This is a genomic window from Streptomyces sp. DF42, assembly GCF_058267695.1.
Genome location: NZ_CM177859.1, coordinates 9,439,309 through 9,465,397, shown reverse-complemented (window position 1 = coordinate 9,465,397; position 26,089 = coordinate 9,439,309). Strand labels below are relative to the sequence as shown.

The window sequence follows — 26,089 nt, the reverse complement described above, 5'->3', positions numbered from 1 at the left end:
TTCTCCTCCGGGTTTCCTTACACTTCGAGCGTCCAGCGGAACGGGGCGAGTCCCCACGGGCTGACCGGCGTTGAACCGAGGGCCGGTCGGCCCCCGGTGTCCGCATGTCGGTGACGGGAAGGGCGGCGCCATGGCAGGCAAGAAGGCGGGGGCGGCGCTGCCGCGCAAGACGTACGAGAAGGAACTGCTGCGCCTGCAGACGGAACTGGTGAAGCTCCAGGAGTGGGTGCGCGCCGAGCGCGCCCGGCTGGTGGTCGTCTTCGAGGGCCGGGACGCGGCGGGCAAGGGCGGCACCATCAAGCGGGTCGCCGAGCACCTCAACCCGCGTGTCGCGCGGATCGCGGCGCTGCCGACGCCCACCGAGCGCGAGCGCACCCAGTGGTACTTCCAGCGGTACGTGGAGCATCTGCCGGCCGCCGGGGAGATCGTACTGTTCGACCGGTCCTGGTACAACCGGGCCGGGGTCGAGCATGTCATGGGCTTCTGCACGAAGGAGGAGTACCAGCTCTTCCTGCGCCAGTGCCCGATCTTCGAGCGGATGCTCGTCGAGGACGGCATCCTGCTGCGCAAGTACTGGTTCTCGGTGAGCGACACCGAGCAGCAGGACCGTTTCCGGCGCCGGCTGCAGGACCCGGTACGGCGCTGGAAGCTGTCGCCGATGGACCTGGAGTCGATCACCCGCTGGGAGGCGTACTCCCGGGCCAAGGACGAGATGCTGGTGCACACCGACGTCCGTGAGGCGCCGTGGTACGTGGTGGAGAGCGACGACAAGCGCCGGGCACGGCTGAACATGATCGCCCACCTGCTCGGCTCCCTGCCGTACCACGAGGTGCCGCCGCCGGTGCTGGAGCTGCCGGACCGGCCGGCGTCGACCGGCTACGTGCGTCCGCCGCGCGATCTGCAGAACTACGTTCCCGATCACGCGGCGAACCTGTGACTCACCCGTACTGCGGTACGACCGCCACCGGGCAGGCGGAGTGGTGCAGCACCGCGTGGGCGACCCGCCCGAGCTGAAGCCCGTGGTGTCCCTCGCGCCGCCTGGCCCCGACGACCAGGAGGTCGGCATCGTGGGAGACGTCGGCCAGCACCCGGCGCGCGTGGCCCTCCAGGGTGCGCCGGCGCACCTCGACGTCGGCCGGGGCGTCCCGCAGTGCCGTCTCCAGCGCCTCGGCGGCCTCTTCCTGGCGCAAACGGGCGGGCTCACCGGCCATCAGGGGATGGCCGGTGGTCTCGTGCGCGGGGCACCGCCAGGCGCGTACGGCGTCGAGGGGCACACCGCGCAACCGGGCCTCCTCGTAGGCGAAGCGGACGGCAGCCGTCTGCCTCGCGTCCTCTCCGACACCCACCACGACCCGGCCGTGGACCGGTGTCCGGGCCTGGTTGTCGTGGCTGCCGCGTACCACGATCACCGGGCAGTGCGCGTGTGCGGCCACCGAGAGACTCACGGAGCCCAGCAGGGCCTCGGCCAGTCCGCTGCGTCCGCGGGTACCGACCACGACGGCGGTGGCCTTGCGGCTCTCCCTCGGCAGCACGTAGTCCGGTTCCTCGGGAACGGCTTCGGCGCCCACCTCGAGATCCCGGTGCCGGTCGCGCGCCCGTCGGGCGGCGGCCCCGACGATCTCGGCGGCCGACACCTCCTCGTCCGGCTTGCCCAGGTCCCCCGCGAGGGACTTGCCCTCGTAGCGCTCCCACAGCGAGGCGTACACGATGCGCAGCGGCACGCCGTGCATGGCGGCCTCGTCGGCCGCCCAGTCGACGGCGCGCAGACTGGGTCCGGAGCCGTCCACGCCTACCACCAGGGGCAGTTCCATGGTGTTCACCGTTGGCACAGCCCAGAGGCCTCGACGCGGACCCGGACCTGCCCGGGTCCGGGTTCGGGGTCGGGGTCGGGGTCGGGACGTTCCCCGATGACCAGGTGCTCGCCGAGGGCTCGTACGACGGCTGCCTTCATGGGGGCAACTCCTCAAGGCGGGACGGGTCAGCCGTGTGCGATGACGGCGACGGGGGTGGGCGCATGGTGGAGGACGGCATGGGTAACGGGTCCGGTGTGCGTGCCGACGGCGCTGCGCCGGATCCGGCGGCCGACGACGACCAGCGAGGCCTCGCGGGAGGCGTCGACCAGGTGATGGGCGGCGCTGCCGGAGCGGGACTCCGCGATGACGTCGACGGCCGGGTGCTTCTCCCGCCAGGGACGGAGGGTCTCGGCCAGGCCGACGGCCTGCCGGCGGCTGATCTCGTTGTGGAAGCCCGCGTCGGCGGACAGGCCGTAGGTGTAGTAGGGCGGCAGGTTCCAGCCGTGCACGACCCGCAGGGACGTGGCGCGCCGAGCGGCCTCCTCGAAGGCGAAGTCGATCACCGAGTTGTCGGGGGCCGCGACGTCGAGGCCGAGGAGGACGGGCCGGTAGCGGGTGGCTGCCGACGGGATGCCCGTCGGGTCGGGCTCGTGCTCGTGCTCGTCGGAGGCCTGCTCGCCGGCGTGGACCAGAACGACGGGGCGTTCCGTGTGCGCCACCACGGCCAGACCGACGGAGCCGATCATGAAGCCGCCGATCCCGCTGAGGCCGCGACATCCGAGGACCAGCAGTTCGGCGTCCTTCGCCCGCTCCCTGAGGACGTCCGCGGGCCGGCCGGCGACCTGCTCCGTGACGACCTCCAGGCCGGGGTGACGCAGCCGGATGCCCTCCCCGGTCTCGCGGGGGATCTTGTCGCTCCAGTGCTGCAGGGTCTCCCCGCCCACGAGCGGTGCCTGGGCGACCGGCTCCGGGACCGGCTCCCGGACGTGGAGCAATTTCAGCGGCAGGCCGCGCAGCTTCGCCTCGCGGGCCGCCCATTCGGCGGCGGCCCGGCTTTCGGGGGAACCGTCGAGACCTGCGACAACAGTGCGGGCCATGGTTCTGCCTCCTGATCAGGGGGTCTGCTTTCAGCCTCGTCACCCGGGGCCTGTTGCAGCAGGGGCCGCTGGTCCCGCACCGGGACCGACCGGCCCCATCCGCAGCGCGCCGGCCGGGGCCGGTCGCCCTGGCCGCCCTGGCCGCCCGGGCTGTTCGTGCTGAAGGCCGTCGGCGACTACGCCCGCTGGGCCGAACGACCTCCACCGCGGGATCCGTTGGGCCGTACCGGCAGGTCGGCCCTCGCCCGCGCGGGTGGCTCGGTGGATCCTTGAGGCACCCTGCGGAAGGAGTCCCATGTCCCACCGCCCGGACCGGCACGCCCCGCGCCGACGTGATCTGGTGCCGGGCGCCGCGGTGCTGAAGGGCTACCGCCGCTCCTGGCTGCGCGGCGACCTGCTGGCGGGAGCCACGGTCGCGGCGTATCTGGTCCCGCAGGTGATGGCGTACGCGGGCGTGGCCGGGCTGCCGCCGGTCGCCGGACTGTGGGCGATCCTGCCCGCGATCGCCCTGTACACGCTGCTCGGTTCGTCACGGCTGCTGTCGGTGGGACCCGAGTCGACGACGGCGCTGATGACGGCGACCGTGGTGGCCCCTCTCGCGGGATCGGACCCGGACCGGTACGCCACGCTGGCCGCCACCCTCGCCATGACGGTCGGCCTGCTGTGTCTGGCGGCATGGGTGCTGCGCCTGGGGTTCATCGCCGATCTGCTCTCCCGCCCGGTCCTGATCGGCTATCTGGCGGGCGTGGCCCTCATCATGACGGTGGACCAGCTGCCCAAGCTGACCGGGGTGCCGACGACCGGGTCGGTCTTCTTCGTCCAAGTGTGGTCATTTTTCGGGAACTTGGGGCAGGTCCACGCGGCCACGCTGCTGTTCTCCGCCGCCGTTCTCGCCCTGCTGTTCGCGGTGGCCCGGTGGGCGCCCGCGTTTCCGGGGCCGTTGCTCGCCGTGGTGCTGGGCACGGTGACCGTGATCGTCCTCGGCCTCGACGACCGGCTCGGCATCAAGGTGATCGGGGAGGTGCCGGCGGGGCTCCCCGACCTCGGCCTCCCGGATCTGACGGAGGTGCCGCATCTGGTGCTGCCCGCCCTGGGAGTCCTGCTCGTCGCGTACACGGACTTCATCCTCACGGCACGGGCCTTCAGCGGCGGCGAGGACGGAGCGGCGGATCTGGACGCCAACCAGGAGTTCCTGGCGCTGGGCGCGGCCAATCTCGGCGCGAGCGCGGTGCACGGGTTCCCGGTGAGCAGCAGCGCCAGCCGCACCGCGCTCGCCTCCTCGGCGGGCGCCCACAGCCAGGCCTACTCGCTGGTGGCCGGCGCGGGGGTCGTCGCGGTCCTGCTGTTCCTCAGCCCTCTCCTCGCGCGGACGCCGTCGGCGGTGCTGGGCGCACTCGTCGTGTACGCCGCCACCCGCATGATCGACCTGGCGGGCTTCCGCCGCCTGGCCTCCTTCCGCCGCCGCGAGCTGCTCCTGGCGTTCGGCTGCCTGGCCGGGGTGCTGGCCCTGGACATCCTCTACGGAGTACTGGTCGCCGTCGGCATGTCGGTGGCCGAGCTGCTCAGCCGGGTGGCCCGCCCGCACGACGCCGTCGAGGGGCTGGTGCCAGGGGTGGCCGGCATGCACGACGTGGACGACTACCCGACGGCCCGCACCATTCCGGGCCTGCTGGTCTATCGCTACGACTCCCCGCTCTTCTTCGCCAATGCGGAGGACTTCCGGCGGCGTGCGCTGGCCGCCGTCGACGAACAGACCGAGGAGGTCCACTGGTTCGTCCTCAACACCGAGGCCAACGTGGAGGTCGACATCACAGCCCTGGACGCGGTGGACGACGTGCGCCGTGAACTGGTCCGGCGAGGCGTCGTGTTCGCCATGGCACGTGTCAAGCGGGACCTGCTGGACGACCTGCGGCCGTACGGGCTGCTGGACTCGGTCGGCGAGGAACTGATCTTTCCCACGCTGCCCACGGCTGTGGCGGCGTACCGGGAGTGGCGCCGCGGCCGGTAGCCGGAGGTGCCCTGCGTATGCCGCCGGGTGGCCCCGGGCCGGGGCCGGGTGGCCCATGGTCCATGCCGCTGCGTGCCATCACGCTGGAAGCGGCCAGTCGAGACGCGCTCCTGGAGGCCTGCCATGTACGGTCCCACAACGACGATCATGCCGCGGGCGCTGCCCGCCGAGCACCGGCAGCGGCTGATGGACGTGGCCCGGGAGGTGTCGCTCCCCCAGGGCACCCGCCTCTTCGAGGAGGGCAGCAAGGCCGGCCGCTTCTGGATCATCCGCACCGGCACGGTCGAACTCGACATGCGCGTGCCCGGCCGCCAGGCCGCCGTCATCGAGTGCCTCGGGCACAACGAACTCGTCGGCTGGTCCTGGCTGTTCCACCCGCACACCTGGCACCTGGGCGCGGAGGCGGCGACGCCCGTGCGGGCGTACGAGTTCGACGCCGTGGCCGTGCGCGCGATGTGCAAGGAGGATCCGGCGTTCGGCGAGACCGTCGCCCGCTGGGTGGGCGAGGTGGTGGCCCACCGGTTGCGCACGGCCCGTACCCGGCTGCTGGATCTGTACGCCCCGTACGGCAGCGGGAGCGCGCGATGAACGTGCCCTTCACCCGTGAGGAACGGAGTGCCGAAGGAGCGACCGTGCACGGGTCGCCGCACATCGTCGCCGATGTGATGACCCGCGCCGCGATCACCGCCCGACGCGAGGACTCCTTCAAGGACCTCGTGCGGATCATGCAGGACCACAGGATCAGCGCACTGCCCGTGGTGGACGCCGTCGGCCGGGTCATGGGGATCGTCTCCGAGGCGGACCTGCTGCCCAAGGAGGAGTTCCGCGACAGCGATCCGGACCGGTACACGCAGCTGCGCAGGCTGTCCGACCTCGCCAAGGCGGGTTCGGTCACCGCTGAGGAGCTGATGACCTCGCCCGCCGTCACCGTCCGGGCCGACGCGACGCTCGCACAGGCCGCCCGGATGATGGCACGGTCCAGGGTCAAGCGCCTGCCCGTCGTCGACGCCACGGGCCGGCTGGAGGGTGTCGTCAGCAGGGCCGACCTGCTGAAGGTGTTCCTCCGCGACGACGAGGCCATCGCGGAGGAGATACGGCGGGAGGTCGTGGCGTATCTCTTCCCGGCTCCGGCGTCCGCGGTGTGGGTGGAGGTCCGCGAGGGCGTCGTTCTGCTCGCCGGCCGGGTCCGGGACCGTGCCCTGGTGCCCGTGGCCGCACGACTGGCCCGGGCCGTGGAGGGTGTGGTGGACGTGCGGTTCGACCTGGCCGGGGACGGCCCGGCCGCGGAGTGAGCCACTGGGCGCCGGGCACGCGTGCCGCCCCTGTACCGCAGTCTGCCTGCCGGGCTTCTTCGATGTAGCTTCGGTGGTGGGGCCGGTCGGCCCTAGTGAGTCCGCCCCCGGCACGTCACGATCGTCTGAGGGCGGCCCGTCCGCCACTCATCGGGGAACGAGGGGTCGGCATGACCGAGGCACGCACTTTCACGGCACAGGACCCGATCCGCGTCTTCCTGCTGGACGACCACGAGGTCGTCCGGCGCGGCCTGGCCGATCTGCTCGACTCCGAGCCGGACATCAGCGTGGTGGGGGACGCCGCGAATGTCGAGCACGCGCTGGTGCGGGCGCCCGCCGTGCGGCCGCACGTGGCCGTCCTGGACGTACGCCTCCCTGACGGCGACGGCATCTCCGTCTGCCGCGACCTGCGCAGCCGCATGCCGGAGCTGGCGGTGCTGATGCTGACGTCCTTCGACGACGAGGACGCCCTGCTGGACGCGATCATGGCCGGTGCGTCGGGCTATGTGCTCAAGCAGATCAGGGGCTCCGACCTGGTCTCGGCGGTTCGTACGGTCGCCTCGGGCCAGTCGATGCTCGACCCCGCCACGACCGCTCGGCTGATGCGCACGCTGCGCACCGAGCCCGCCGAGGCCCCCGAGCTCGCACCCGAGCTCGCGAGTCTGTCGCCGCGTGAACGGGAGATCCTCGCACTGATCGGGGACGGCCTGACCAACCGCGAGATCGGCAAGCGGCTCTATCTGTCGGAGAAGACCGTCAAGAACCACATCTCGCGGCTGCTGGCCAAACTCGGCGTCCAGCGCCGGGTGCAGGCCGCCGTGCTCGCCTCGCAGCTGGAGCAGCCCGAGTCCGGGGACCGTCCCGCACGGCGGTGACGCCCCGGGGCCCTCCGGCGGTCCATGGGGCCCTACGGCGCGCCGGATGTGGCCGTAACGGTTGCGACAGCCGTTCCCAGTCCGGTTCGGCGAGGTCGCCGTAGCCCTCGAACTGGCCGATGACGCCCCGGTGGAAGGGCATGTGAAGTGAGCGGGAGACGTCCTCCCACTGTTCGCGTTCCCCTCCGTCGAGGCCCGTGCGCTCGACGAGTTCCCAACGCTGTCGACGGTGGCGGAGGTGGCCCGTGACTGGTTCTCCGCCCACCTGGCGGCGGTGGGCTCTGCTCCGGGGCGTGCGGTCCCGGGCCCTCGCCCGTGGTCGGCGCCGTGACCGGCCGTGTGCCGGGGCCGCGCCGCCCACCTCCTGCAGACCGCCCTCGTCGTCCCGCTCGGCGGCACGCACCAGCTCTCGCAAGCACGACATGACGATCGTGACCTCGTACAGGCAAGTGGTCGTCGCGTCGGACACGGCGCCACCTCCCGCCCCTCCCTCGTCATGATCGGACGGCCGCCATGAGGGGACGGCGTTCATGATCGGACGGCGGCACGGCCTGGTCATGCGGCCGAAGGTCCTCGGCGGCGGGCCTTCAGGGCGGGTCGCCGACGGAGTCACCGACGCGCCGAAGGTCCTCGGCGGCGGGCCTTCAGGGCGGGTCGCCGACGGAGTCACCGACGCTCATCATGGAAGGAGAGGCACCCGGTTCGGCGAGTCGCATGCGCAGAGGTGAGCCGCGTGGCTCTGTCCGTACGACACGGGCCGGGAAACGTGCCGGAGCGAGCCTGCGAGACCGCTGAGGCGCCCGAGGCCGAGTGCGGACAGCCGGGCTTCGAGCGCGACGACGAGGCATGCCCGCTCCGGGCGGAAAGGGAGGAAGCCATGAAGGTCGCAGTGCTGACCGGCGGCGGTGACTGTCCCGGCCTCAACGCCGTGATCCGCAGCGTCGTCCGCAAGGGCACCCAGGAGTACGGCTTCGAGTTCGTCGGCCTGCGGGACGGCTGGCTCGGTGCTCTGCAGGGCAACATCGTGCCACTGGACATCGCCCGCGTGCGCGGGATCCTGCCACGCGGCGGAACCATCCTCGGTTCCTCCCGCACCAACCCCCTCAAGCACGAGGACGGAGTGCGGCGCATCAAGGACACCCTGGCCGCGCACCAGGTGGACGCACTCGTCGTGATCGGCGGCGAGGACACGCTCGGTGCGGCCACCGAGCTGAGCCGCCAGGGAGTCAGTCTGGTCGGCGTGCCCAAGACCATCGACAACGACGTGCCCGGCACCGACTACACCTTCGGCTTCGACACGGCCGTGGGCATCGCCACCGAGGCCATCGACCGCCTCCACACCACCGCCGAGTCGCACATGCGCACCCTGGTGGTCGAGGTGATGGGCCGGCACTGCGGGTGGATCGCCCTGCATGCCGGCGTCGCCGGCGGCGCCAACGTGATCCTCCTCCCGGAGCGGCCGTTCGACATCGACCAGGTCTGTGCCTGGGTGAAGAGCCGATTCAGGATCAACTACGCGCCGATCGTGGTCGTCGCCGAGGGGGCCGTCCCCAAGGAGGGGCGGATGATCCTCAAAGACCGGACGCTGGACGAGTACGGGCATGTACACCTGTCCGGCATCGGCGAGTGGCTGGCCCAGGAGATCTCGGCGCGTACGGGCACGGATGCCCGCACCACTGTCCTTGGCCACGTCCAGCGTGGCGGCACGCCGAGCGCCTTCGACCGGTGGCTGGCCACCCGCTTCGGCCTGCACGCCGTCGACGCGGTCAAGGACGGCGACTTCGGCGTCATGGTGGCCCTGCGCGGCACCGACGTCGTCCGCGTCCCGCTCGACGAGAGCCGGGGCAGGACCAAGACGGTCGATCCGGCGCTGTACGACGAGTTCGAGGTGTTCTTCGGCTGACCTGCCGCTGTCGGACCTGCTCTCTCCGCGCCGGCCGGCTGAGCCACCCGAAGGCCGATGTGGGGCCGTTCGGTCCCGCGACGGGACCAAACGGCTCTGGTGGTGCAGGCCGACGCGTCGTTCCATGGCGTGATCGGGCCCGCACCCCAGCGGCACCGCAGCCCCTGAACGACCGACACGTACGGATACCCACCATGGCCCTCCGCCCCGCCCGGCCGATCCTCGTAGGACCACGCCGCAGCACCGACCTCGACAGGGCCGAAGCGCTGCGGCTGCTGGGCAGTGTGTCGTTCGGACGGATCGTCTTCACCAACCGGGCGCTGCCGACCATTCGGCCCGTCAACCATGTCATGGACAACGGCGACATCGTCATCCGCACACACGAGGGCGCGGCCCTGACCTCACGCACCGGCCAGGCCGGTTCGGCGGGCGTCGTCGTCGCCTACGAGGCCGACGAGATCGACCCGCGCACGCATCTGGGCTGGAGCGTGGTGGCCACCGGCTATGCGCAGCTGGTGACGGAACCGCAGGAACTGGCCCGCTACCGGCGGCTGCTCAACCCGTGGGTGAGGCAGACGATGGACTACGCCGTGCGGATCCGCCCCGAACTGGTCACCGGTGTCAGGCTCGACGCCGACGACGGCTGACATGCCGGCGGCCGGTACGGCGGCCGTGCGGAGCACCGCGTCGTCCGTGAGCGGGGAGGGTGCCTGCTCGAGTCGACGGACGCAAGGGTCCCTTCCGGGTCGGGTCCCGGGCGCGGAGCCCATACGGGACGTACTTGCCCACCTTCCGTTCCCGCCCCTGGCGACCGACAGGGCGTATCGGGTCACCTCACGGGGCCGGGGCGCGCCCCAACCGGTCGGCATCACGGCCAGAAGGCAGTGGGCACGGTGTCGGGCGGGTTTCCTTCGCCCAGGGAACACGAATGCAGGAACGCGGAGGCGAGTACCGCGCCGCTCCGCCTTTTTGCGCCTGCGCCACCAGGCCGAACGGCCCGTGTGCGGGCACCCTGAAGGTCCCGATCGGCCCTCTCGTTCCGCCTGACAGGCCCATGCCGCGGCGGCATGGCGGCTGCCACCGTAGGGAGTGAGAACCGGATGGGGAGGTGCGGTCCCGTGGGCAGCAGGCGTACGCGAAAGCTGTTCTGGCGGTGGCGCGGCAACTCGCTGCGCCGACGTGACGACGTCATCGAGGCGTGGATCGTGTTGATCGTGTGGGCCGTCGTCGCGGTGGGAGGCTCGCTGGTCGGCCTGCTCACGGCCCGTGCCGCCGACGACGTGTTCGCCCGCCAGCGCGCCGAGCGTCACGCCGCCCGGGCCGTACTCCTCACGGACACGTCCAGCAGCGTCTCCAGGTTCGCGGGCGCGAGCGACCGGATCCTCGCCAGGGTCCGCTGGACGACCGCGGACCACTCCACGCACTCGGGCAGCGCCCTGGTGGACGTGGGCATGAAGGCCGGTGCCTCGGTCGTGATCTGGCTGGACGATCGGGGCGAACTCACCACCAGGCCGCCCGGCCAGGGTGCGGCTTCCCTCGAATCGGCCGTACTGGGCGCAGGCGCCGCGCTGGGTCTCGCCGGTATCGCGTGCGGCGCCGGAGCGGTCGCACGGTGGCGGCTCGAACGGCGGCGTACCGATGAGTGGGGCGAGGAATGGGACGTGGTCGGCCCTCAGTGGGGGCACAGGACCGGTTGACGCGCTGCCTGATCCCTTGTGAGCACGATGCCGGCGAGATTCCCGTTTCCGGCGGATGCCCGCACCCGGCCCTCCCCCGCCCGGCCCTCCACTCCGACGAACCAGCGTGACGTGCAGGCCTTTCCGGGGGCCCGCGACCACCGCGACCGCGCCCGGAGAAGTCGCCGGCAGCTGCGATCCGCGGGTGTGCCGCGGTGGTCGCAGAGCCCGCACCCGTTGTCACGTGCCGGCCCGCCCCTGACCTGCCCACCCCGACGTCGGGATGAGCCCGCGTCAGGTCAGTTGTCGTCCCCGTCGCCACTCGACGCCGTCTTCGAGTAGCCGTCGTGCCAGGCGGCCTTCGCCCCCGAGTCACCGATGCGGTAGACGTCGACGACGGCTCCCGCGGACACGATGAGCGACAGCACCACGGCGGCGATGCGCATCGGCGTGGCGGACAGGCGAGTGCGGGGAGAGGTCCCCGACGCGGACGCGGCGGTGCGGCGAGCCGCCCACCAGACGACGACCGTCAGAACGAACAGGCCGCCTGCCCACGGAAGCATGCCGTCGCCGAGCTCGGCGTGCCGGCGCACCAGCGCGTTGCTGCCGACGTGTTGCTCCAGCCACTCCCCGGCCGACGTGGTGAGGGGAACGCTCAAGAGCGTGACCAGGGCCAGCAGCGGCAGCACGATGCCCAGGCGCTGTGCCGCCGTCGGCCGGATCGCGCAGACCACGAGGGCCAGAGCGGTCAGGGGGACGAGCACAACGACGATATGCACGAGCAGTATGTGCGCGGGCAGGCCGTTGACCAGGCTCATTGGTGGCTCCTCCAGCAGGGTTGGCACACGTGGTGTTGATCAGTCGCGCCAGCCTGGCACAGGAAGTTCTCAGCTTCTTCTGAGCGTACGAAGGCCTGGCCCTCGGCTCAGGGCCGGACGCTCCGGCACGGAACGTCGTCCGCTCCGTGGCCGTCCCGAACACGCCCCGGTTCCAGGTCCGCGCGCACGTGCCGGTGCCCCGTGAGGGCTTCAGGGCAAAGGATCGTGTCCAGTTGGTCGGTGGTGAGAAGACCCGATTCGGCCGCGAGGTCCTTGATGAGACGGCCGGAAGCCCTGGCCTGGCGGGCGAGGGAGGTGCTGGCGGCGTAGCCGATGTACGGGGCGAGCGCGGTGACCAGGCCGATGGAGCGGTGAACGCCGTCGTGGAGGTGGTCACGGTTGGCTGTGATGCCGGGGACGCAGCGGGCGGCGAGCGTGTCACAGGCAGCGCGTAGGTGGGTGAGGGAGCGCAACAGGCCGTAGGCGATGACGGGTTCGAACGCGTTGAGCTGGAGCTGGCCCGCTTCGGCCGCCATGGTCACGGTCAGGTCGTTTCCGATGACCTCGAAGGCCACTTGGTTGACGACTTCCGGGATGACCGGGTTGACCTTGCCGGGCATGATCGAGGAACCGGCCTGTACCGGTGGGAGGTTGATCTCGCCCAGTCCGGTGGTCGGCCCCGACGAGGTCAGGCGCAGGTCGTTGCAGGTCTTGGAGAGCTTGACCGCGACTCGCTTCAGGACGCCGGAGAGCTGGACGAAGGCCCCGCAGTCCTGGGTGGCCTCGATGAGGTCACCCGCGGACACCACCGGTTCGCCGCTGATCCCGGCGAGGTGGGCGCAGGCCAGCTCCGCATAACGGGGGTGGCCGTTGATGCGGGTCCCGATCGCCGTACCGCCGAGGTTGCATTCCAGGAGCAGGGCGCCGGCCTCGGTGAGGCGCAGGCGATCCTCTTCGATCATGACGGCGTACGTGGTGAATTCCTGACCGAGTGTCATGGGCACCGCGTCCTGGAGTTGGGTGCGGCCCATCTTCAGCACGTCGCTGAACTGCGCAGCCTTCGCCGAGAAGCTGCCCGCCAGGCCCTCCAGGGACGCGCAGAGCTGTCGCAGCGAGGTGACCAGGGCCAGGCGCACGGCGGTGGGGTAGACGTCGTTGGTGCTCTGGCCGAGGTTCACGTGGTCGAGTGGGTGGATGACCTCATAGAGGCCACGAGGGTGGCCGAGGAGCTCCAGTGCTCTGTTCGCGATGACCTCGTTGGCGTTCATGTTCGTCGACGTCCCGGCGCCACCCTGGATGGGATCGACGACGAACTGGTCATGGAGCTGTCCCGCGCCGATCTCCTGGCAGGCCGTGATGATCGCGTCGGCGACCTCCGAAGGCAGCAGGCCCAGGTCGCGGTTGGCTGCCGCGGCGGCCTGCTTGACCGCAGCCAGCGAGGCGATCAGGTCAGGGAACTGGGCGATGGTCGACCCGGTGATCGCGAAGTTCTCCAGGGCCCGCACCGTGTGCACGCCGTAGTAGGTGTCGGCGGGGACCTCCTTGTCGCCCAGCAGGTCGTGTTCGATACGCGTGACTGCCGCCATCCGGTGCTCCTCTTCATCGCGGGGCCCGTCGGCAGGCCACCGCCATCCGGGCCCAGTGTCACCCTTCAACATGCAGAATGCAATATATTGGTGATGGTGAAGATCCTCGGGGACACCGTAAGGACAACGGCGCCCTGCCCACCGAACGGGACATCCTTCAGCCTGCGCCGAGAGGAGTCATGCACCCGGTCCGAGAACCCACTGCAGTCCGGGCAGTCCGCTTCGGCCGCGCCTGCACTTCAGCGAGACCGGGCCGCCTTCACGCCTGGCGTCTCGGCCGCCGGGTGTCCGTCGTGGAGTGCCGAGAGCGCGGCGGCGAGCTTGCCGCGGCTGGTGATGCCCAGGCGGGGGTAGATGCGGTACAGATGGGCTCCGACGGTGCGGTGCGAGATGAACAGGCGCTGGCCGATCTCCCGGTTGCTCAGTCCCTGCGATGCCAGCACCGCGATCTGCATCTCCTGAGCCGACAGCCGGTCGCTGGTGTTCGCATGCCGCCGGCTGCTCGACTCTCCGGCGGCGCGCAGCTGCTCGCGAGCCATCTCGGCCCAGGGCCGCGCGCCGACCCGGTCGAACTCGTCGCGGGCGATGCGCAGCGGGTTCCGGGCGTCCACGTTGCGCCGTTGCCGTCGCAGCCAGCGGCCGTGGTGCAGGTGCAGCCGGGCCCGCGACAGGGCCCAGCCGGCGGGCAACGCGGCCAGCGCCGCGGTGTAGCGCTCCTCCGCCGTGTCGTCCGGCGCCAGCACCGCCTCGGTGTAGGCCTGGGCCACCACCATCATTTCCGAGGGCAGCCGGGCGGCCAACTCGGGGAGCCCGTCCAGGAGTTCCCGGGCCCGCCGCACGGTGCCCGCGGCCACTGCGGCGTCCGCCAGGTCCGGTGCGAGCAGCCAGCGGCTGACCGAATGGTGGTGCGGGTCGGTCGGATCGAACGCGCGCGCGAGAATGTCGTACGCCTCGGTCGTGTGGCCGTCGAAGAGCGCGAGCAGGCCCTCGACCTGCTGCGCCATCACGGCGGCGAACGGCATGCCGGGGAACAGCCGGTGGGCACGGAGCTCGCCGAGCATCCGCGCCGCGGCGTCGGTCTCCCCGCGCAGCGCCGCCACCAGGCTCCCCGTCGCCTTCACTCCCAGCCAGACGATCCATTCCCCGGTCTCCTCGGCCAGGGCGAGTCCTTCGCCGGACTCCTCGCGGGCCCGATCGAGCTGACCGAGGTAGACCCGCGGCCAACTGCCGGCAAGTGACCGGGCGAGCAGTCCGAGCCTGCCCTGCGACCGCCACGCCGCGGCCGCCAGCGACAGGTACCGAGCCGCGCGGGTGACGTCGCCCAGGACCATCGCGCCGCTGCCGAGAAAGTGCATGATCCGGCCGTCCTGGTGGTCCGGCCGGAGGGCGTCGAGCCGTGCGATCACCTCGGCGCCGTGCCGGTACGGTTCGGTGTACGCCCTTACCGTCAGGACGACGGGCCCGTCCGGATCGGGGTCCCAGCGGTCCAGTTCGGCCGCGGCCAGCGTGCGCACCCGTGCGTCGCCGTCCTGGAAGAAGCAACGGGCAGCGGCCCGCCACAGCAGGTTCTCGGCGACCCGCACGGCTCCCGCGTCGAACGCGCCGGCCGCCGTGGTCACCATGTCCTCGATGCGGCGGTGCGGGTCCTCGGGTTCGAACGCCGCCTTGTCGGACACGACCATGAGGCGGGCCCGTTCCAGTGGGCCGAGTTCGGTCATGTCGGCCTGGTCGAGCAACAACTGGGTGTGGATCCTGTCGTTGATCTCACTGGCCGACTCGACAGCCCGGACCAGGATTTCGGTCCTGCGGCGCGGGTCCTGGACGAGCTCGGCCGCCTGGCGCAGGGCCGGGACGGCCGACGCCACCTTGCCCCGGGCCAGCGCGGTGTCGGCGAAGCGTTCGAGCCGCGCTGCGAGTTCCGCGTCCGGGCCCAGCGATGCGGCAGCGAGGTGGAGGAGTTGGCGTTCGGGGGTGTCGGCCATGGCCGCGGCGATGGCGCGGTGGGCGGCCAGCCGGTCGGCGACCGTGGCGCGGGTGTAGATCGCCGAGCGCATCAGCGGATGCCGGAACTCAAGAGCGCGGCCGACCAGGACGACCAGGCCCGCGTCGACCGCCTCCTGCACCGTCTCCACGGAAACCGCCGTGCCCGTCAGACGACTCGACACGTCCAGCAGCCGGTTCAGTGGTGCGTTGGGCTCGGCGGCCAGGGCCAGCAGGAGCGTGCGGCACTCCGGGCTCACCGAGTCCGTACGTGCGGCGAACGCGTCCTCCAGCCGCTTGGTCAGCGGCAGATCGTCCAGCTGCGGTGCCATGTCCTGCACCGTCTTGGGCAGCTCGACCAGGGCCAGCGGGTTGCCCTCGGCGCGTTCCAGGATGAGGGCCCGCATCGGCGCCGGCAGGTCCGGTGCACCCGCGTCGAGCAGTTCGGCGGCGGCCGACCGGCCGAGCGGCTGCAGAGGCAGATCCGGCTGCGCGCTCGGGGCGTAGGTCTCGGGCGGGCGGGGCCGGGAGGCCGCGATGACCAGTACGGGGAGGTCGCGGGTGCGCCGGGCCACGAATCTGAGGACGTCCCGGCTCGGCGCATCGATCCACTGCACATCGTCGACGAGCAGCAGGAGCGGCTGCCGGTCGGCCTGGTCGGCGAGCAGTTCGAGTACGGCGAGTGCGACCCGGAAGATGTGGGGCTCGTTCTGCGTGGCGCTGAACGCGTCGACCAGTGCCGTCCGATGCGTGGCCGGCAGCTTCCCGATGCCGTCGGCGGCCGGCCGCAGCAGCAACTGCAGGGCTGCGAACGGCAGCCACAGCTCGGTCTCCACACCGGCTGCGCTCAGCACCTTGAAACCGCCCTCGGTGCCCTCGGCGCCGACCGTGCGCAGCAGAGCCGACTTGCCGACGCCGGCGGTGCCGTGGATCAACAGCGCAGCGCCGCGTCCGTCCGCCGCGTCCGCCAGCAGCCTGCGCAGGACGCGCAGCTCCTCGTCCCGGCCGATCATCGCGCGGGGGCTGGGTTCGGCCTGAGGAAGGCTCCGGCTGCTGGGCTGAGCATGTGCGGCTTCCTCCGTGCAGAGTGTCACGTCGCACGGCATTCTAATCCCGACCCATTACACCCTCGGCGGGATCGCACCATCAGTCAAACGACTTAACCGTCGCCAGTACGGCGACGCCGAGGTGGGGACTCGACGGCGCAGACGCGACAGAACCGGCCGGGCTGGTGGCCCCCGGCCGGTTCTGTCGATGACGGCGCCGTCGGGATCAGCCCGGCGTCAGGATGAACGCTTTGCGGAAGTTCGCCATGTTCACGGCGCAACCCATGACGACTCCGGAGGGGCGATCCACGTCCTCGGTTCAACGAGGAGTTCGGCGGGTTCAGGTGACCGGGTGCGTACGGCCGGCGGCGGCCCCATGCGGAGGAGCGTCTCGCGTGTCTCCTCGGTCAGACCGCCCCAGATCCCGTGTCGTTCCCGGTGATCGAGCGCGTACTGCCGACACAGGATCTGCACCGGGCACCGATCGCAGATCATCAGCGCCCGCCGGACGCTCTCCAGGTCACCCGGAGGCGGGAAGAAGGTCTCGATGTCGGTGCCTCGGCAGGACGCGGCCGGCCACCAGCCCGCCACCGAACGGACGGGCAGGGCACGGTTGTCCGGCCGGAGGGTACGTGGCGCTGTCATCCCATCTCCTCCAGCTTCCTGCCGTTGGTCTCGCGCACCCGGACGGCGACGAAGACGAAGGAGAGCACGGCGAAACCGGCGTAGACGGCGTAGGTCGACGACAGATTCCAGTCGGACATGCGGGGGAAGCTCTCGGTGACGGCCCAGTTGGCGATCCAGTTGGCGGCGGTCGCCACCGACATCGCGGCGGCGCGGATCCGCAGCGGGAACATCTCGCCGACCATCACCCAGAGCACCACACCCCAGGAGACCGCGAAGAAGAAGACGAAGGCGTGGGCGGCGACCAGCGCCACGGTGCCCTGCGTGTCCGGAATGGACAGACCACTGCCGCTCCCCGTCTTGTACGAGAACGCCCAGGCGGCGACGGACAGCGAGACGGCCATGCCGGCGGAGCCGGTCAGCGCGAGCGGTTTGCGGCCGACCCGGTCGATGAGAAGCATCGCCACGACGGTTCCCACGATGTTGATGATCGACGTGGACAGACTGATCAGCAGGGAGTTGGACTGGTCGATGCCCACCGACTGCCACAGCAGCGACGAGTAGTAGAAGATGACGTTGATGCCGACGAGTTGCTGGAAGACCGCCAGCCCGATGCCGACCCACACGATCGGCAGAAGCCCGAAGCGGCCGTCGAGCAGATCGCGTACCCGCGGCGTGTGGCCGGTCTTGAGCGCGTGCTGGATCTCGGTGATCCGGTCCTCGGCGCCGTCGTAGGTGCCCTGCAGGTCGCGCAGTACGGCGAGGGCCTTTACCTCGCGGCCCGTGGCGACGAGGAAGTGCGGCGACTCCGGGATGCGCAGGGTGAGGAACAGGTAGGCGAGTGCCGGGACGACGGCGGCCATGAGCATCCACTGCCAGGCATGCAGGGCACCCAGCTGGTTCTCGCTCCTGCCGTCGGCCCCTTGGGCGATGCCCCAGTTGACGAGTTGGGAGGCGGTGATGCCGAGCACGATGGCCGCCTGCTGGAACGAGGCCAGCCGGCCGCGGTGGTCGGGCGGTGCGACCTCGGCGATGTAGGTGGGCCCGATCAGCGAGGCTAGGCCGATCGCCATACCGCCGACGACACGCCAGGCTCCCAGGTCCCAGGCGGAGAAGGGCATGGACGAGCCCAGCGCACTGATCGCGAAGAGGACGGCGGCGAGGTGCATCACGCGCGGACGGCCGATGCGGTCGGCCAGACGCCCGGCGACGGCCGCTCCGAAGGCGGAACCGAGCAGGGCGGAGGCGACGATGGTGCCCGTCTCGCTGGAGGTGACGTCGAATCGGTGCTGGATTCCGGTGACGGCACCGTTGATGACGGCGCTGTCGTAGCCGAACAGGAAGCCGCCGATCGACGCTGCCGCAGAGATGTAGGTGATGCGCCGGAGGTTGGGCCGGTGGAGCGTGGCCCTTGATCGGGCCTGCCCCCTGGAAGAGGCGTTCGCGGTCATGGACAAGGACTCCTTCACAGGACCGGGTGCACGGACGTACGGCGGGGCTGCCGGCCAGGCGGGCGTGCCGGTCGTAGAGGACGTGGATCTGCATGACGACTGCGCTGGTGCGCGGGCACCGCTCTGCGTGTCTGTCGGCGTGTGCGCCGCCGGTCAGAGACTGGCTGCCGGGGATGAGAGCAGTTCGTGGACGCGGGCGAGGCCGGCTGCGCCGACGAGACCGGCGTCCGGTCCGAGGGTGGCGGTGCGGACCGCGGCGTGGACACGGTGCTCGCCGCCGCCGAGGGCCCGGCGGTAGGAGATCTCGGCCGGACGCCTGATCAGCTCGCCGGTGTCGCCGAGGCCGCCGCCGATGACGAGGACGGACGGGTCGAGGATGGACGCGAGGTCGGCGAGAGCCTGTCCCAGCCAGCGGCCCGACTGCGCGAACACATCGAGGGAGAAGGGGTCACCCCGGAGGGCCGCCTCGGTCACGTGGTGCCCCTCAAGGCCGGAGGGGGTGCCGTCGCCCAGGGCGAGTACGACCGCGGCCCGTGCCGGATCGGCGGCCGACATCTCGCGGGCCCGGCGTGTGTGAGCCGCTCCGCTGGCGTACTGCTCCATGCAGCCGTACTGGCCGCAGGGGCACCCGAGCCCGTCGGGGACCGCTCGGTAGTGGCCGATCTCCCCGGCCATGCCGAAGTGGCCTCGGAAGAGCCGGCTTCTGCTGATGACGCCTCCGCCCAGGCCGGTACCCGCCATGACCATCAGCATGTCGTCGTGCCCGGCACCGGCTCCGTGAATGAACTCGCCCCATGCGGCGGCGTTCGCGTCGTTCTCGACGACGACCGGAAGCCCGGTGGCCTCCTGGACGATGTCCCGGATCGCCTTGTCGTGCCATCCCAGGTTGGGTGCGAAGCGCACCGTCGAACGGTCCGCGTCCACGTATCCGGCGGCGCCGACGCCGACCGCCCGGACGTCGTCCCAGCCCCAGCGGACCCGCTGGACCGCCTCGGCGATCGCCTCGGCGATCCGGTCCGGGTCGTTCGGGGTGGGGATGCGTACACGGGAGACGACCTTCCCGGCGGGGTCGACCGCCCCGGCGGCGATCTTCGTGCCGCCGAGATCGACACCGAGAGTGAGACCGCCGTTCTGTTCGTTCATGCGGCACCGCCCACACCGTCGAACCGACGGGACGCGTGCCGACGCGTGTGTCCGCCTGACCACCGCGGACCGACGAGAGCGAGAAGCATGGTGTGTTCCTAACGTTGTGACGCAGTGTGAATGTGCGGAAGAGCCGGCTCATCACCATCCGGAACTCCGGGCACGGCGGCCTCGGCACCCCGGGGCGACGGTTCGCCGCAGGCCCGGGAACTGCTTCAGCTTCCGGGATCCGGCCGCGATTTGCTTGAGTCATTCGACTGCGTCGTGAACGCCGTCCGCCCGCGCTGTCACACACGCGGACCGTGCCCGGTCTTTTCCTGTGAAGCAGATCGGATCGACGGAGGGATGACACGGTGTTGGAGATGGGATCAATGGGCGGGCACGGCGGACACGGGGACCAGGAGGGGACCGGCCCCAGGATGCTGGCGGACGTCAGGCCGCCCTTCGTGCCGGACGGCGCTTCGGCGATGACCGTGCTGGTCGAGTGGCCTCCGGGACACCCCGGTACGCCACCGCACCGGCACTCGGGGCCGTGCTTCGGCTACGTCACCGAAGGCGCCGTCCGGTGGGAACTCGAAGGCGAGCCCGAGCGGGTGATCAAGGCCGGTGAGACCTTCTGGGAGCCGGGCGGTGAGGTGATCCACTACCAGAACGGCAACGCGCTGTCGGACACCCCGGCCAAGTACGTCGTCGTCATGATGTGCGCGCCCGGCGAGCCGATGCTCACGCTCGTCGACGACGAGGAGCTGGAGAAGCGGGCCCACCTGCGCGCCCCGCGGCCTTCCGCCGACTGAACCACGGCCCGCAGACGGGGAGTTCGTCACGTCAGTTCTCGAAGGGGGCCACTGTGGCCGGTGATGGGTCGGTGTCGCACGGCACGGCCGAGGGGTTGGTGGGACGCGACCAGGAGCTGGAGCTGCTCCGGTCGTACGTCGACCAGGTGCTCGGCCACGGTGGGGTGCTGCTGCTGTCCGGGGAGCCGGGCGTGGGCAAGTCCGTTCTCCTGGACGCCGCGGCGGAGGCGGCGACGGCGGTCGGTGCGCTCGTGCTGCGCTCGGCCGGGGTCGAGTTCCTCGCGGATCTGAGCTTCTCCGGGCTGAACCACGTACTCGAACCGTTGCTGCACGAGCGCGACGGGCTCGACCCGGCACACCGCGAGGCACTGGCAGTGGCGTTGGGCGCGGGTGACGGTGACCCAGTGGACCGGCTGGTCGTCTACGGGGCCGTACTGGCGCTGCTCCACCGGGCCGCGAGCACCCGTCCGGTTCTGCTGATCGTCGACGACCTGCAATGGATCGACCGGGCCAGCGCCACGGCGCTGGCGTTCGTCGCCCGGCGGCTGACCGGGAGCCGGGTGGGCCTCCTCGCCGCTTCACGGCCGGGGTTCGAGAGCTTCTTCGAACGTGCGGGACTTCCGGAACTCACCGTGTCACCGCTGGACGACTGGGCCGCAGCCGACCTGGTCGGCAACCGGTTCCCGCTGCTCGCCGGGCGGGAGCTGCGGCGTGTCCTCGCACAGGCCCAGGGCAATCCGCTGGCCCTGCTGGAACTGCCGGCCGCACTCGACGACTCGCGGGGCAGCGCGGGAGTGGTGCTGTCCGAGGTGCTCCCGCTCAGCCGTCGACTGCAGGATCTGTACGCCTCCCGGGTCGCGGAGATGCCGGCACCCACCCGCCGGCTGCTGCTTCTGGCCGCGCTGGAGGACAGCGGCGACCTGCCGGTCCTACGGGCCGCCGCCCCCGGCGAGGACGTGCTGTCCCTTCTGGCCCCCGCGGAGCGGGCACAGCTGCTGCGGGTCGAGCACCAGGGCCTGGGACGGCTGTCCTTCCGCCATCCCCTGATCCGCGCGACGATCGTGTCGGGCGCGACCAGCTCTCAGCGCCTGGACGCCCACCACGCTCTTGCGGAGGCACTGCCCGATCAGCCCGATCGCCGGGCGTGGCACCTGGCCGAAGCCACACCCGATCCGGACGAGCAGGTCGCGGCGCTCCTGGAGCACACCGCCCATCGGGTCCGCCGGCGCGGCGACGCCGTCGGCGCCTTCAACGCGCTGGTACGAGCCGCCGACCTCACTCCCGGCACCGCGGAGCGCGGCAGACGGCTGGCCGAAGCCGCCTTCGTGGGTGCGGACGTCGCCGGAGAGCTGCGCACGGCGGCCGAACTGCTCGTGGAGGCCCGGCGCGCCGACCCCGAGCTCAGGGGATCGCTGCGGGCGGCGGCCGCGGCCTCCAACGTGCTGCTCAACCGCGACGGTGACGTCAACACCGCGCACCGGCTGCTCGTCGGTGCGATCACCACCCGCGAGGGCCGGTCCGACGGCGACGACGAGTCGCTCGCCGAGGCACTGTGCACGCTGCGCAGGGTGTGTCTGTTCGCGGGCCGACCCGAGTTCTGGGACGCGTACCACGCCGCAATGTCCCGGCTGACCGTGCGGATGCCTCCCCTCCAGGAACTGCTCGGCGATGTCTACGCCGACCCGGCACGCTCGTCCGCGACCTCCCTCGGCCTGCTCGACGCGGTGATCCACGACCTGCACCGGGAAGCAGACCCGAGCCGGATCGAACGGATCTCGTTGGCGGCACTCTTCGTGGACCGGGCGACGGGGTGCCGTGCCGCTCTCTGGCCCGTCGTCGACGACGGGCGCGAAGGCGGCGCGGTCACCTCGGCTCTCATCGCGCTGGTGGTGTTGTGCCTGGACGACTTCATGACAGGTCGGTGGGAGGAGTGCGGACGTCTCGCGGCAGAGGGGCTGGCGCTGTGCGAGGCCCACGGCTATCAACTGCTGGCCCAGCAGTTCCACCGGGCCCGGGGCCTGCTCGCCGCGGCGCGGGGCGAGGACGGCACGGTAAGGGAACTGGCGCAGGGGATCACGGAGTGGGCCGGACCCCGCGGCGCCCGAACCGTCGAGCACTTCGCACGGCACATGACGGCACTGGCCGCCCTGGGACGCGGCGACCACGAGGAGGCCTACCTCGACGCATCGGCGATCAGTCCTGCAGGGGTGATCGCCCCCCATGCCCCGCTGGCTCTGTGGGTTCCGATGGACCTCGCGGCAGCCGCCGTCCGCAGCGGACGCCGAGCCGAGGCACTCGCGCATGTCGCCGCGATGCGACAGACAGGTCTGCCCGGCATCTCCGGCCGCCTCGCGCTGGTCACCGCCGGTTCGGCCGCGATCGCCGCCCCCGAGGACCGGGCCGCGGGCTTCTTCGAGGAAGCGCTCGCCGTTCCGGATGCCGAGCGCTGGCCCTTCGATCTCGCCCGGGTCCGCCTGGCCTACGGGCAACACCTGCGTCGCACACTGGCGGTCAAGGACGCCCGGGTGCACCTCGCCGCCGCCCTCAAGACCTTCCGCCGTCTCGGGGCCGTCCCCTGGGCCGCGCGGGCGGCCGAGGATCTGCGGGCCACCGGCCGCACCGCCACCCGGGCCCACCAGGACCTGGGGACCACTCCGCTCACGGAACAGGAACACCAGATCGCCGCCCTCGCCGCCTCAGGAATGACCAACAAGGAGATCGGCGAACGTCTGTTTCTCTCCCACCGAACCGTGGCGGCCCACCTGCACCGGATCTTCCCGAAGCTCGGCATCACCTCCCGTGTCACGCTCGGCGAGGCCCTCGCCCAGCTGCCGCAGCAGCAGCCCCGCGCGGAGCGGTCTCCCCCCTCCTCGCAGCGCTAGAACGCGGCACCCGGGGGAAGAGACGCGAGCGCGTCCCTGAGTGCCGCGCGTGAGGCGATTCCGAGTTTCGGGAACAGCTGATAGAGATGCGAGCCCACGGTCCGGGGCGAAAGGTGCAGACGTTCGCCGATCTGCTTGTTGGTCATGCCCGAGACAGCAAGCGCGGCGATCTCCCGTTGCTGCGCGGTGAGAGTCACGGAGCCGCGCTTCGAGCCGGTCCGGGACCGGCGGGTGGCACGCAGTTCGCCCGCGGCCCGCTCGGCCCACGGCTCGGCCCCCAGGAGCTCGAACGCCTCGGCCGCCGCGTCCAGTTGTGCCCGGGCCTCCGTGACGAAGCGCATGCGCCGCAGACGCTCCCCGTAGGCCAGTCGTATCCGGGCCAGGTCGAAGGGCTGATCCTGCGCCCCCGGGACGGCCAGGGCCCGCTCGAAGCGTCCGACCACGTCGTCATCGGGTGCGACGAGTGCGGCAGAGCCCGCCACCAGCAGCGCCAACTGCGGGGAGAGCGCCGCGATACCTGCCTCCTGCATCGCACGCACGTGTGCCTCCGCCTCAGCGGTGCGCCGGGTGCGCACCGCCGCCTCCACGAGGTCCATGCAGGACCACAGCGCCTGCGGAGCGTGGGCCGCGAGTCGGCCGGCGGAGCTGATCGCCACGGCATGGCGGTACGCGCACTCGTAATCGCCCGCACCGAGTTCGGCGAGGACCCGGGCGTGGTCGGCGAAGGCCACCGCCTGCAGAACCCCACGAGGCATGGCCCACTGCGTGATCCGGTCGGCCAGTCCCCGGCTCTCCTCGACGCGTCCGTGGACGGCGGCGAGCAGGGCCTGGTGGTACTCGAAGTACCAGGAGAAGAACGGGACTTGGCGCTCCTCGCAGATCCTTAGGCCCTCGGCGGCCAGCGTCCCGGCCTCCTCCCACCGGCCGTTCGGGAAATCCTGCAGACACAGGTGCATGAGCGCGTCGATGTGCCGACGGAGGTGGCCGCCCCGGCGTCCCTGACGGACCACACGCCAGGAGGCGTCCCGTAGCTCCGTGAGCCGGTCGGGATGGACGGAGGCCGTACCGATGCGGACGATCTGCCCCGGATCCTCTCCGTTGTGGACGCCGACGAGGATCGAGTCGAGTTCCTGACGGTCGGTCAGGTCTGTGGGTGCCGGGTCCGCCGGTGTCCTGCCGCAGGCGGAGAGCAGCGGCGGAGCAGTCGGCTTCAGGCGGTCGAGGGCGGCGTGGAAGGGTTCCCACAGGGCATCGCGACCACCGGACCAGCACACCAGCAGCAGGACGTGCAGTGCCTCGATGAGGGCGTCGTCCTCGGCGTCGTATCCGTGGGTGCCGCTCTCGATGGCCTCCACCAGGAGGCGGTGAGCCATGTCGATGTCGCCGTCACCGCCGTTGAGCAGGAGGAGTGCTGCCGTGGCGGCGGTGAGCGGAGACCGAGGGAGGTCCGGGTCCGCGTGCCGTGCGCGGTCGAGGAGCTCCGACGCCGCGCGCAGCTCGCCGGTCGCGTCGGCACCGAGGTAGGCGGCCCGCGTGAGTCGGCGTCCTCGGTCCGCGGGACGGGGGCTGAGCTCGGCGGCCCTGGTGAACGTGGCGACGGCTGCCGTGGCGTCACCTCGTCGGGAGGCGCGATGCCCGGCCTCCTCGAGCAGGGCGGCAACCCGCTCGTCGGGAACGAGGGTTGCCCGGCCCAGGTGCCAGGCCCGCCGCTCGGGTGTCTCCGCGCGGATCTCGGCGAGCGCGCGATGAGCCTGGCAGCGCTCGGTCAGGGTGCTGGTCTCGACGACCGCGGCCCTCATCAGCGGATGGCGGAAGGCGACCCGGCGGTTCGTGTCGTCGACGGTGATCAGGCGGTCCGATTCCGCCTCTGTCAGCGCTGCGAGAGTCCTCGTGTCCTCCGATCCGGCCCGCAGGACACCCGGATCTCCGGTGTCGTCGAGGGCGAGGAGCAGGAGGAGGCGGCGCGATTCGGCCGGAAGGCCGGCCACGCGCGAGGCGTGCAGGTCCCGCACACGTGGGGACAGGGGCAGTACGTCGGGCAGATCGGCCAGCGCCCTGCGTTGCGGGCCGCTCAGCGCAGCGGGCAGTTCGACGAGCGCCAGCGGATTCCCGTGGGCCTGCCTGAGGACGCGGTCCCGTACAGGCGCGGCCAGCCCCGGAAATCGGGCTCCGAGCAGTTCCACGGCCGCGTCGCGATCCAGCGGCGGCAGCTCGAACTCGGTGAGCCCGTCCGGCTCGAAGAAGGTCTCGGCTCCCGACCGGGAGGCGGCGAGGAATCCGATACGGCTTCCCGCCAGCCGCCGGGCGACGAAGCCCAGGACAGCCGAACTGGCCCGGTCGAGCCAGGCGAGGTCGTCCACGACGATGAACACAGGGCGTTCGGTTGCCGCTCGGCGCAGCAGGAGGAGCACCGAGTCGCAGACGTGAAGCTCGTCGGGCAACGGATCACCGCCGTAGCCCAGCGCGCCGCGCAGAACCCTCCGATGTGTGTCTCCCAAGCGCTCGAACCGGTCGTTCAGCGGCAGCAGCAACTGGTGAAGACCGGCGTAGGCGAGTTCGGTCTCGAACCGGACGCCGACGGCCGACAGGACCTGGGCACCCGCCCCCGACATGCCCCTGGCCATCTCATCGAGCAGTACGGTCTTGCCGACCCCCGGCTCTCCGGTGAGCAACAGGGCACGGCCCGCGGCCGTTCCGGACCCGAGCAGCGCCCTGATCTCCTGGAGTTGCCGCGCACGGCCCACCACCCTGCCCACCACGCCAGGGGGCTGACTGCCGTCCGCGTCCAACCGCACGGTCTCACTCGGCGGTTCGGGCGTGGCGCTGCGTGATTCCGGTGTGGGACGGTACTGCGGCCATCGTGAGGGCAGGTGCCCTGCAGCGGTCGGGGGCAGCCGTTCGACACGCGAGCCGAGGGACATGGGTACTCCGTAGGTTGCGCCGTCCTTCCCACCCGCACGGCGGGAAAGCTCGGGCTCACCGTGCACCCGGCCCGCGAGGACAAACATCAGTAACGTGACTGCGCGGCGACTCTCGGGTCATTTGTGCGCGGCGGCTCCCGAGTCATTTGACTGATGGTGCGAGGGCGCGGGGCCTCGCAGAATCGTGATGTCCCTGAATC

Annotated in this window: 20 protein-coding genes and 3 pseudogenes; 11 read left to right on the top strand and 12 right to left on the bottom strand. The window is 71.4% G+C overall.

Annotated features, from left to right (window positions below; all coding sequences use genetic code 11):
• Positions 1-130 precede the first annotated feature (130 nt).
• The gene (gene ppk2 / locus ACYUED_RS43550; RefSeq protein ID WP_491289908.1) at positions 131-937 is read left to right on the top strand and encodes a polyphosphate kinase 2; all 807 of its coding nucleotides are present in this window, start codon (positions 131-133) and stop codon (positions 935-937) included.
• A gap of 1 nt (position 938) precedes the next feature.
• Here the strand turns inward: ppk2 and ACYUED_RS43545 are convergent, their stop codons facing one another.
• The 3 genes and pseudogenes from ACYUED_RS43545 to ACYUED_RS43535 all read right to left on the bottom strand — a co-directional run bounded on the left by ACYUED_RS43545 (position 939) and on the right by ACYUED_RS43535 (position 2,890).
• Positions 939-1,811, bottom strand: a complete 873-nt coding sequence (locus ACYUED_RS43545) for a universal stress protein (protein WP_491289907.1) — start codon at positions 1,809-1,811, stop codon at positions 939-941.
• A 14-nt stretch (positions 1,812-1,825) separates the two neighbouring features.
• Positions 1,826-1,951: pseudogene (locus tag ACYUED_RS43540) on the bottom strand (zinc-dependent alcohol dehydrogenase); the annotation flags it as partial.
• A gap of 27 nt (positions 1,952-1,978) precedes the next feature.
• A complete protein-coding gene (locus tag ACYUED_RS43535) occupies positions 1,979-2,890 on the bottom strand; it encodes a universal stress protein (protein ID WP_491289906.1) in 912 nt (303 codons plus the stop codon).
• 295 nt (positions 2,891-3,185) lie between these two features.
• Between ACYUED_RS43535 and ACYUED_RS43530 the strand changes: the two genes are divergently transcribed.
• The 4 genes from ACYUED_RS43530 to ACYUED_RS43515 all read left to right on the top strand — a co-directional run bounded on the left by ACYUED_RS43530 (position 3,186) and on the right by ACYUED_RS43515 (position 7,065).
• Positions 3,186-4,898, top strand: a complete 1,713-nt coding sequence (locus tag ACYUED_RS43530) for a SulP family inorganic anion transporter (RefSeq protein WP_491289905.1) — start codon at positions 3,186-3,188, stop codon at positions 4,896-4,898.
• 123 nt (positions 4,899-5,021) lie between these two features.
• The gene (locus tag ACYUED_RS43525; protein WP_491289904.1) at positions 5,022-5,486 is read left to right on the top strand and encodes a Crp/Fnr family transcriptional regulator; all 465 of its coding nucleotides are present in this window, start codon (positions 5,022-5,024) and stop codon (positions 5,484-5,486) included.
• A gap of 44 nt (positions 5,487-5,530) precedes the next feature.
• A complete protein-coding gene (locus ACYUED_RS43520) occupies positions 5,531-6,190 on the top strand; it encodes a CBS domain-containing protein (protein ID WP_491294711.1) in 660 nt (219 codons plus the stop codon).
• 170 nt (positions 6,191-6,360) lie between these two features.
• Entirely contained in the window at positions 6,361-7,065 is a 705-nt protein-coding gene (locus ACYUED_RS43515; RefSeq protein ID WP_491289903.1) for a response regulator, read from the top strand.
• Between the two features lie 39 nt (positions 7,066-7,104).
• Here ACYUED_RS43515 and ACYUED_RS43510 read toward each other — a convergent pair.
• Positions 7,105-7,288 (bottom strand): annotated as a pseudogene (locus ACYUED_RS43510) (hypothetical protein); the annotation flags it as partial.
• Between the two features lie 307 nt (positions 7,289-7,595).
• On the opposite strand from ACYUED_RS43510, the gene ACYUED_RS43505 reads away from it, so the two are divergent.
• The 4 genes from ACYUED_RS43505 (at position 7,596) to ACYUED_RS43490 (ending at position 10,665) form a co-directional block, all read left to right on the top strand.
• On the top strand, positions 7,596-7,793 hold the full coding sequence (locus ACYUED_RS43505; protein ID WP_491289902.1) for a hypothetical protein: 198 nt from the start codon (positions 7,596-7,598) through the stop codon (positions 7,791-7,793).
• A 149-nt stretch (positions 7,794-7,942) separates the two neighbouring features.
• The gene (locus ACYUED_RS43500; protein WP_491289901.1) at positions 7,943-8,968 is read left to right on the top strand and encodes a 6-phosphofructokinase; all 1,026 of its coding nucleotides are present in this window, start codon (positions 7,943-7,945) and stop codon (positions 8,966-8,968) included.
• Between the two features lie 194 nt (positions 8,969-9,162).
• A complete protein-coding gene (locus ACYUED_RS43495; RefSeq protein ID WP_491289900.1) occupies positions 9,163-9,615 on the top strand; it encodes a pyridoxamine 5'-phosphate oxidase family protein in 453 nt (150 codons plus the stop codon).
• Between the two features lie 471 nt (positions 9,616-10,086).
• Positions 10,087-10,665 (top strand): Rv1733c family protein, encoded by a 579-nt coding sequence (locus tag ACYUED_RS43490; protein ID WP_491289899.1) that lies wholly within the window; start codon positions 10,087-10,089, stop codon positions 10,663-10,665.
• 278 nt (positions 10,666-10,943) lie between these two features.
• On the opposite strand, the gene ACYUED_RS43485 is transcribed toward ACYUED_RS43490, so the two are convergent.
• From ACYUED_RS43485 to ACYUED_RS43455, 7 genes and pseudogenes are all read right to left on the bottom strand, one after another.
• On the bottom strand, positions 10,944-11,462 hold the full coding sequence (locus ACYUED_RS43485) for a DUF2231 domain-containing protein (protein WP_491289898.1): 519 nt from the start codon (positions 11,460-11,462) through the stop codon (positions 10,944-10,946).
• A gap of 107 nt (positions 11,463-11,569) precedes the next feature.
• Positions 11,570-13,048: an aspartate ammonia-lyase gene (locus tag ACYUED_RS43480; RefSeq protein WP_491289897.1), complete on the bottom strand. Its 1,479-nt coding sequence runs from the start codon at positions 13,046-13,048 to the stop codon at positions 11,570-11,572.
• A 65-nt stretch (positions 13,049-13,113) separates the two neighbouring features.
• Positions 13,114-13,254 (bottom strand): annotated as a pseudogene (locus ACYUED_RS43475) (hypothetical protein); the annotation flags it as partial.
• A gap of 33 nt (positions 13,255-13,287) precedes the next feature.
• Positions 13,288-16,122 carry an ATP-binding protein gene (locus ACYUED_RS43470; protein WP_491289896.1) on the bottom strand — a complete coding sequence of 945 codons (2,835 nt, stop codon included), beginning with the start codon at positions 16,120-16,122 and terminating at the stop codon, positions 13,288-13,290.
• Positions 16,123-16,344: 222 nt separating this feature from the next.
• Positions 16,345-16,719 carry a WhiB family transcriptional regulator gene (locus ACYUED_RS43465; RefSeq protein WP_491289895.1) on the bottom strand — a complete coding sequence of 125 codons (375 nt, stop codon included), beginning with the start codon at positions 16,717-16,719 and terminating at the stop codon, positions 16,345-16,347.
• Positions 16,716-18,149, bottom strand: coding sequence for a sugar porter family MFS transporter (locus ACYUED_RS43460; protein ID WP_491289894.1), 1,434 nt, complete (start codon positions 18,147-18,149; stop codon positions 16,716-16,718). The genes ACYUED_RS43465 and ACYUED_RS43460 overlap by 4 nt, the downstream gene beginning before the upstream one ends.
• Positions 18,150-18,302: 153 nt before the next feature.
• On the bottom strand, positions 18,303-19,292 hold the full coding sequence (locus ACYUED_RS43455; RefSeq protein ID WP_491289893.1) for an ROK family glucokinase: 990 nt from the start codon (positions 19,290-19,292) through the stop codon (positions 18,303-18,305).
• 371 nt (positions 19,293-19,663) lie between these two features.
• Here ACYUED_RS43455 and ACYUED_RS43450 point away from each other — a divergent pair, with 371 nt between their 5' ends.
• Together ACYUED_RS43450 and ACYUED_RS43445 are read left to right on the top strand one after the other, a co-directional pair.
• Positions 19,664-20,086, top strand: a complete 423-nt coding sequence (locus ACYUED_RS43450) for a cupin domain-containing protein (RefSeq protein ID WP_491294709.1) — start codon at positions 19,664-19,666, stop codon at positions 20,084-20,086.
• A 53-nt stretch (positions 20,087-20,139) separates the two neighbouring features.
• Entirely contained in the window at positions 20,140-22,968 is a 2,829-nt protein-coding gene (locus ACYUED_RS43445; RefSeq protein ID WP_491289892.1) for an ATP-binding protein, read from the top strand.
• Here ACYUED_RS43445 and ACYUED_RS43440 read toward each other — a convergent pair.
• Positions 22,965-25,715, bottom strand: coding sequence for an AAA family ATPase (locus tag ACYUED_RS43440; protein ID WP_491289891.1), 2,751 nt, complete (start codon positions 25,713-25,715; stop codon positions 22,965-22,967). The two genes, ACYUED_RS43445 and ACYUED_RS43440, sit on opposite strands and share 4 nt — an antisense overlap.
• Positions 25,716-26,089 lie beyond the last annotated feature (374 nt).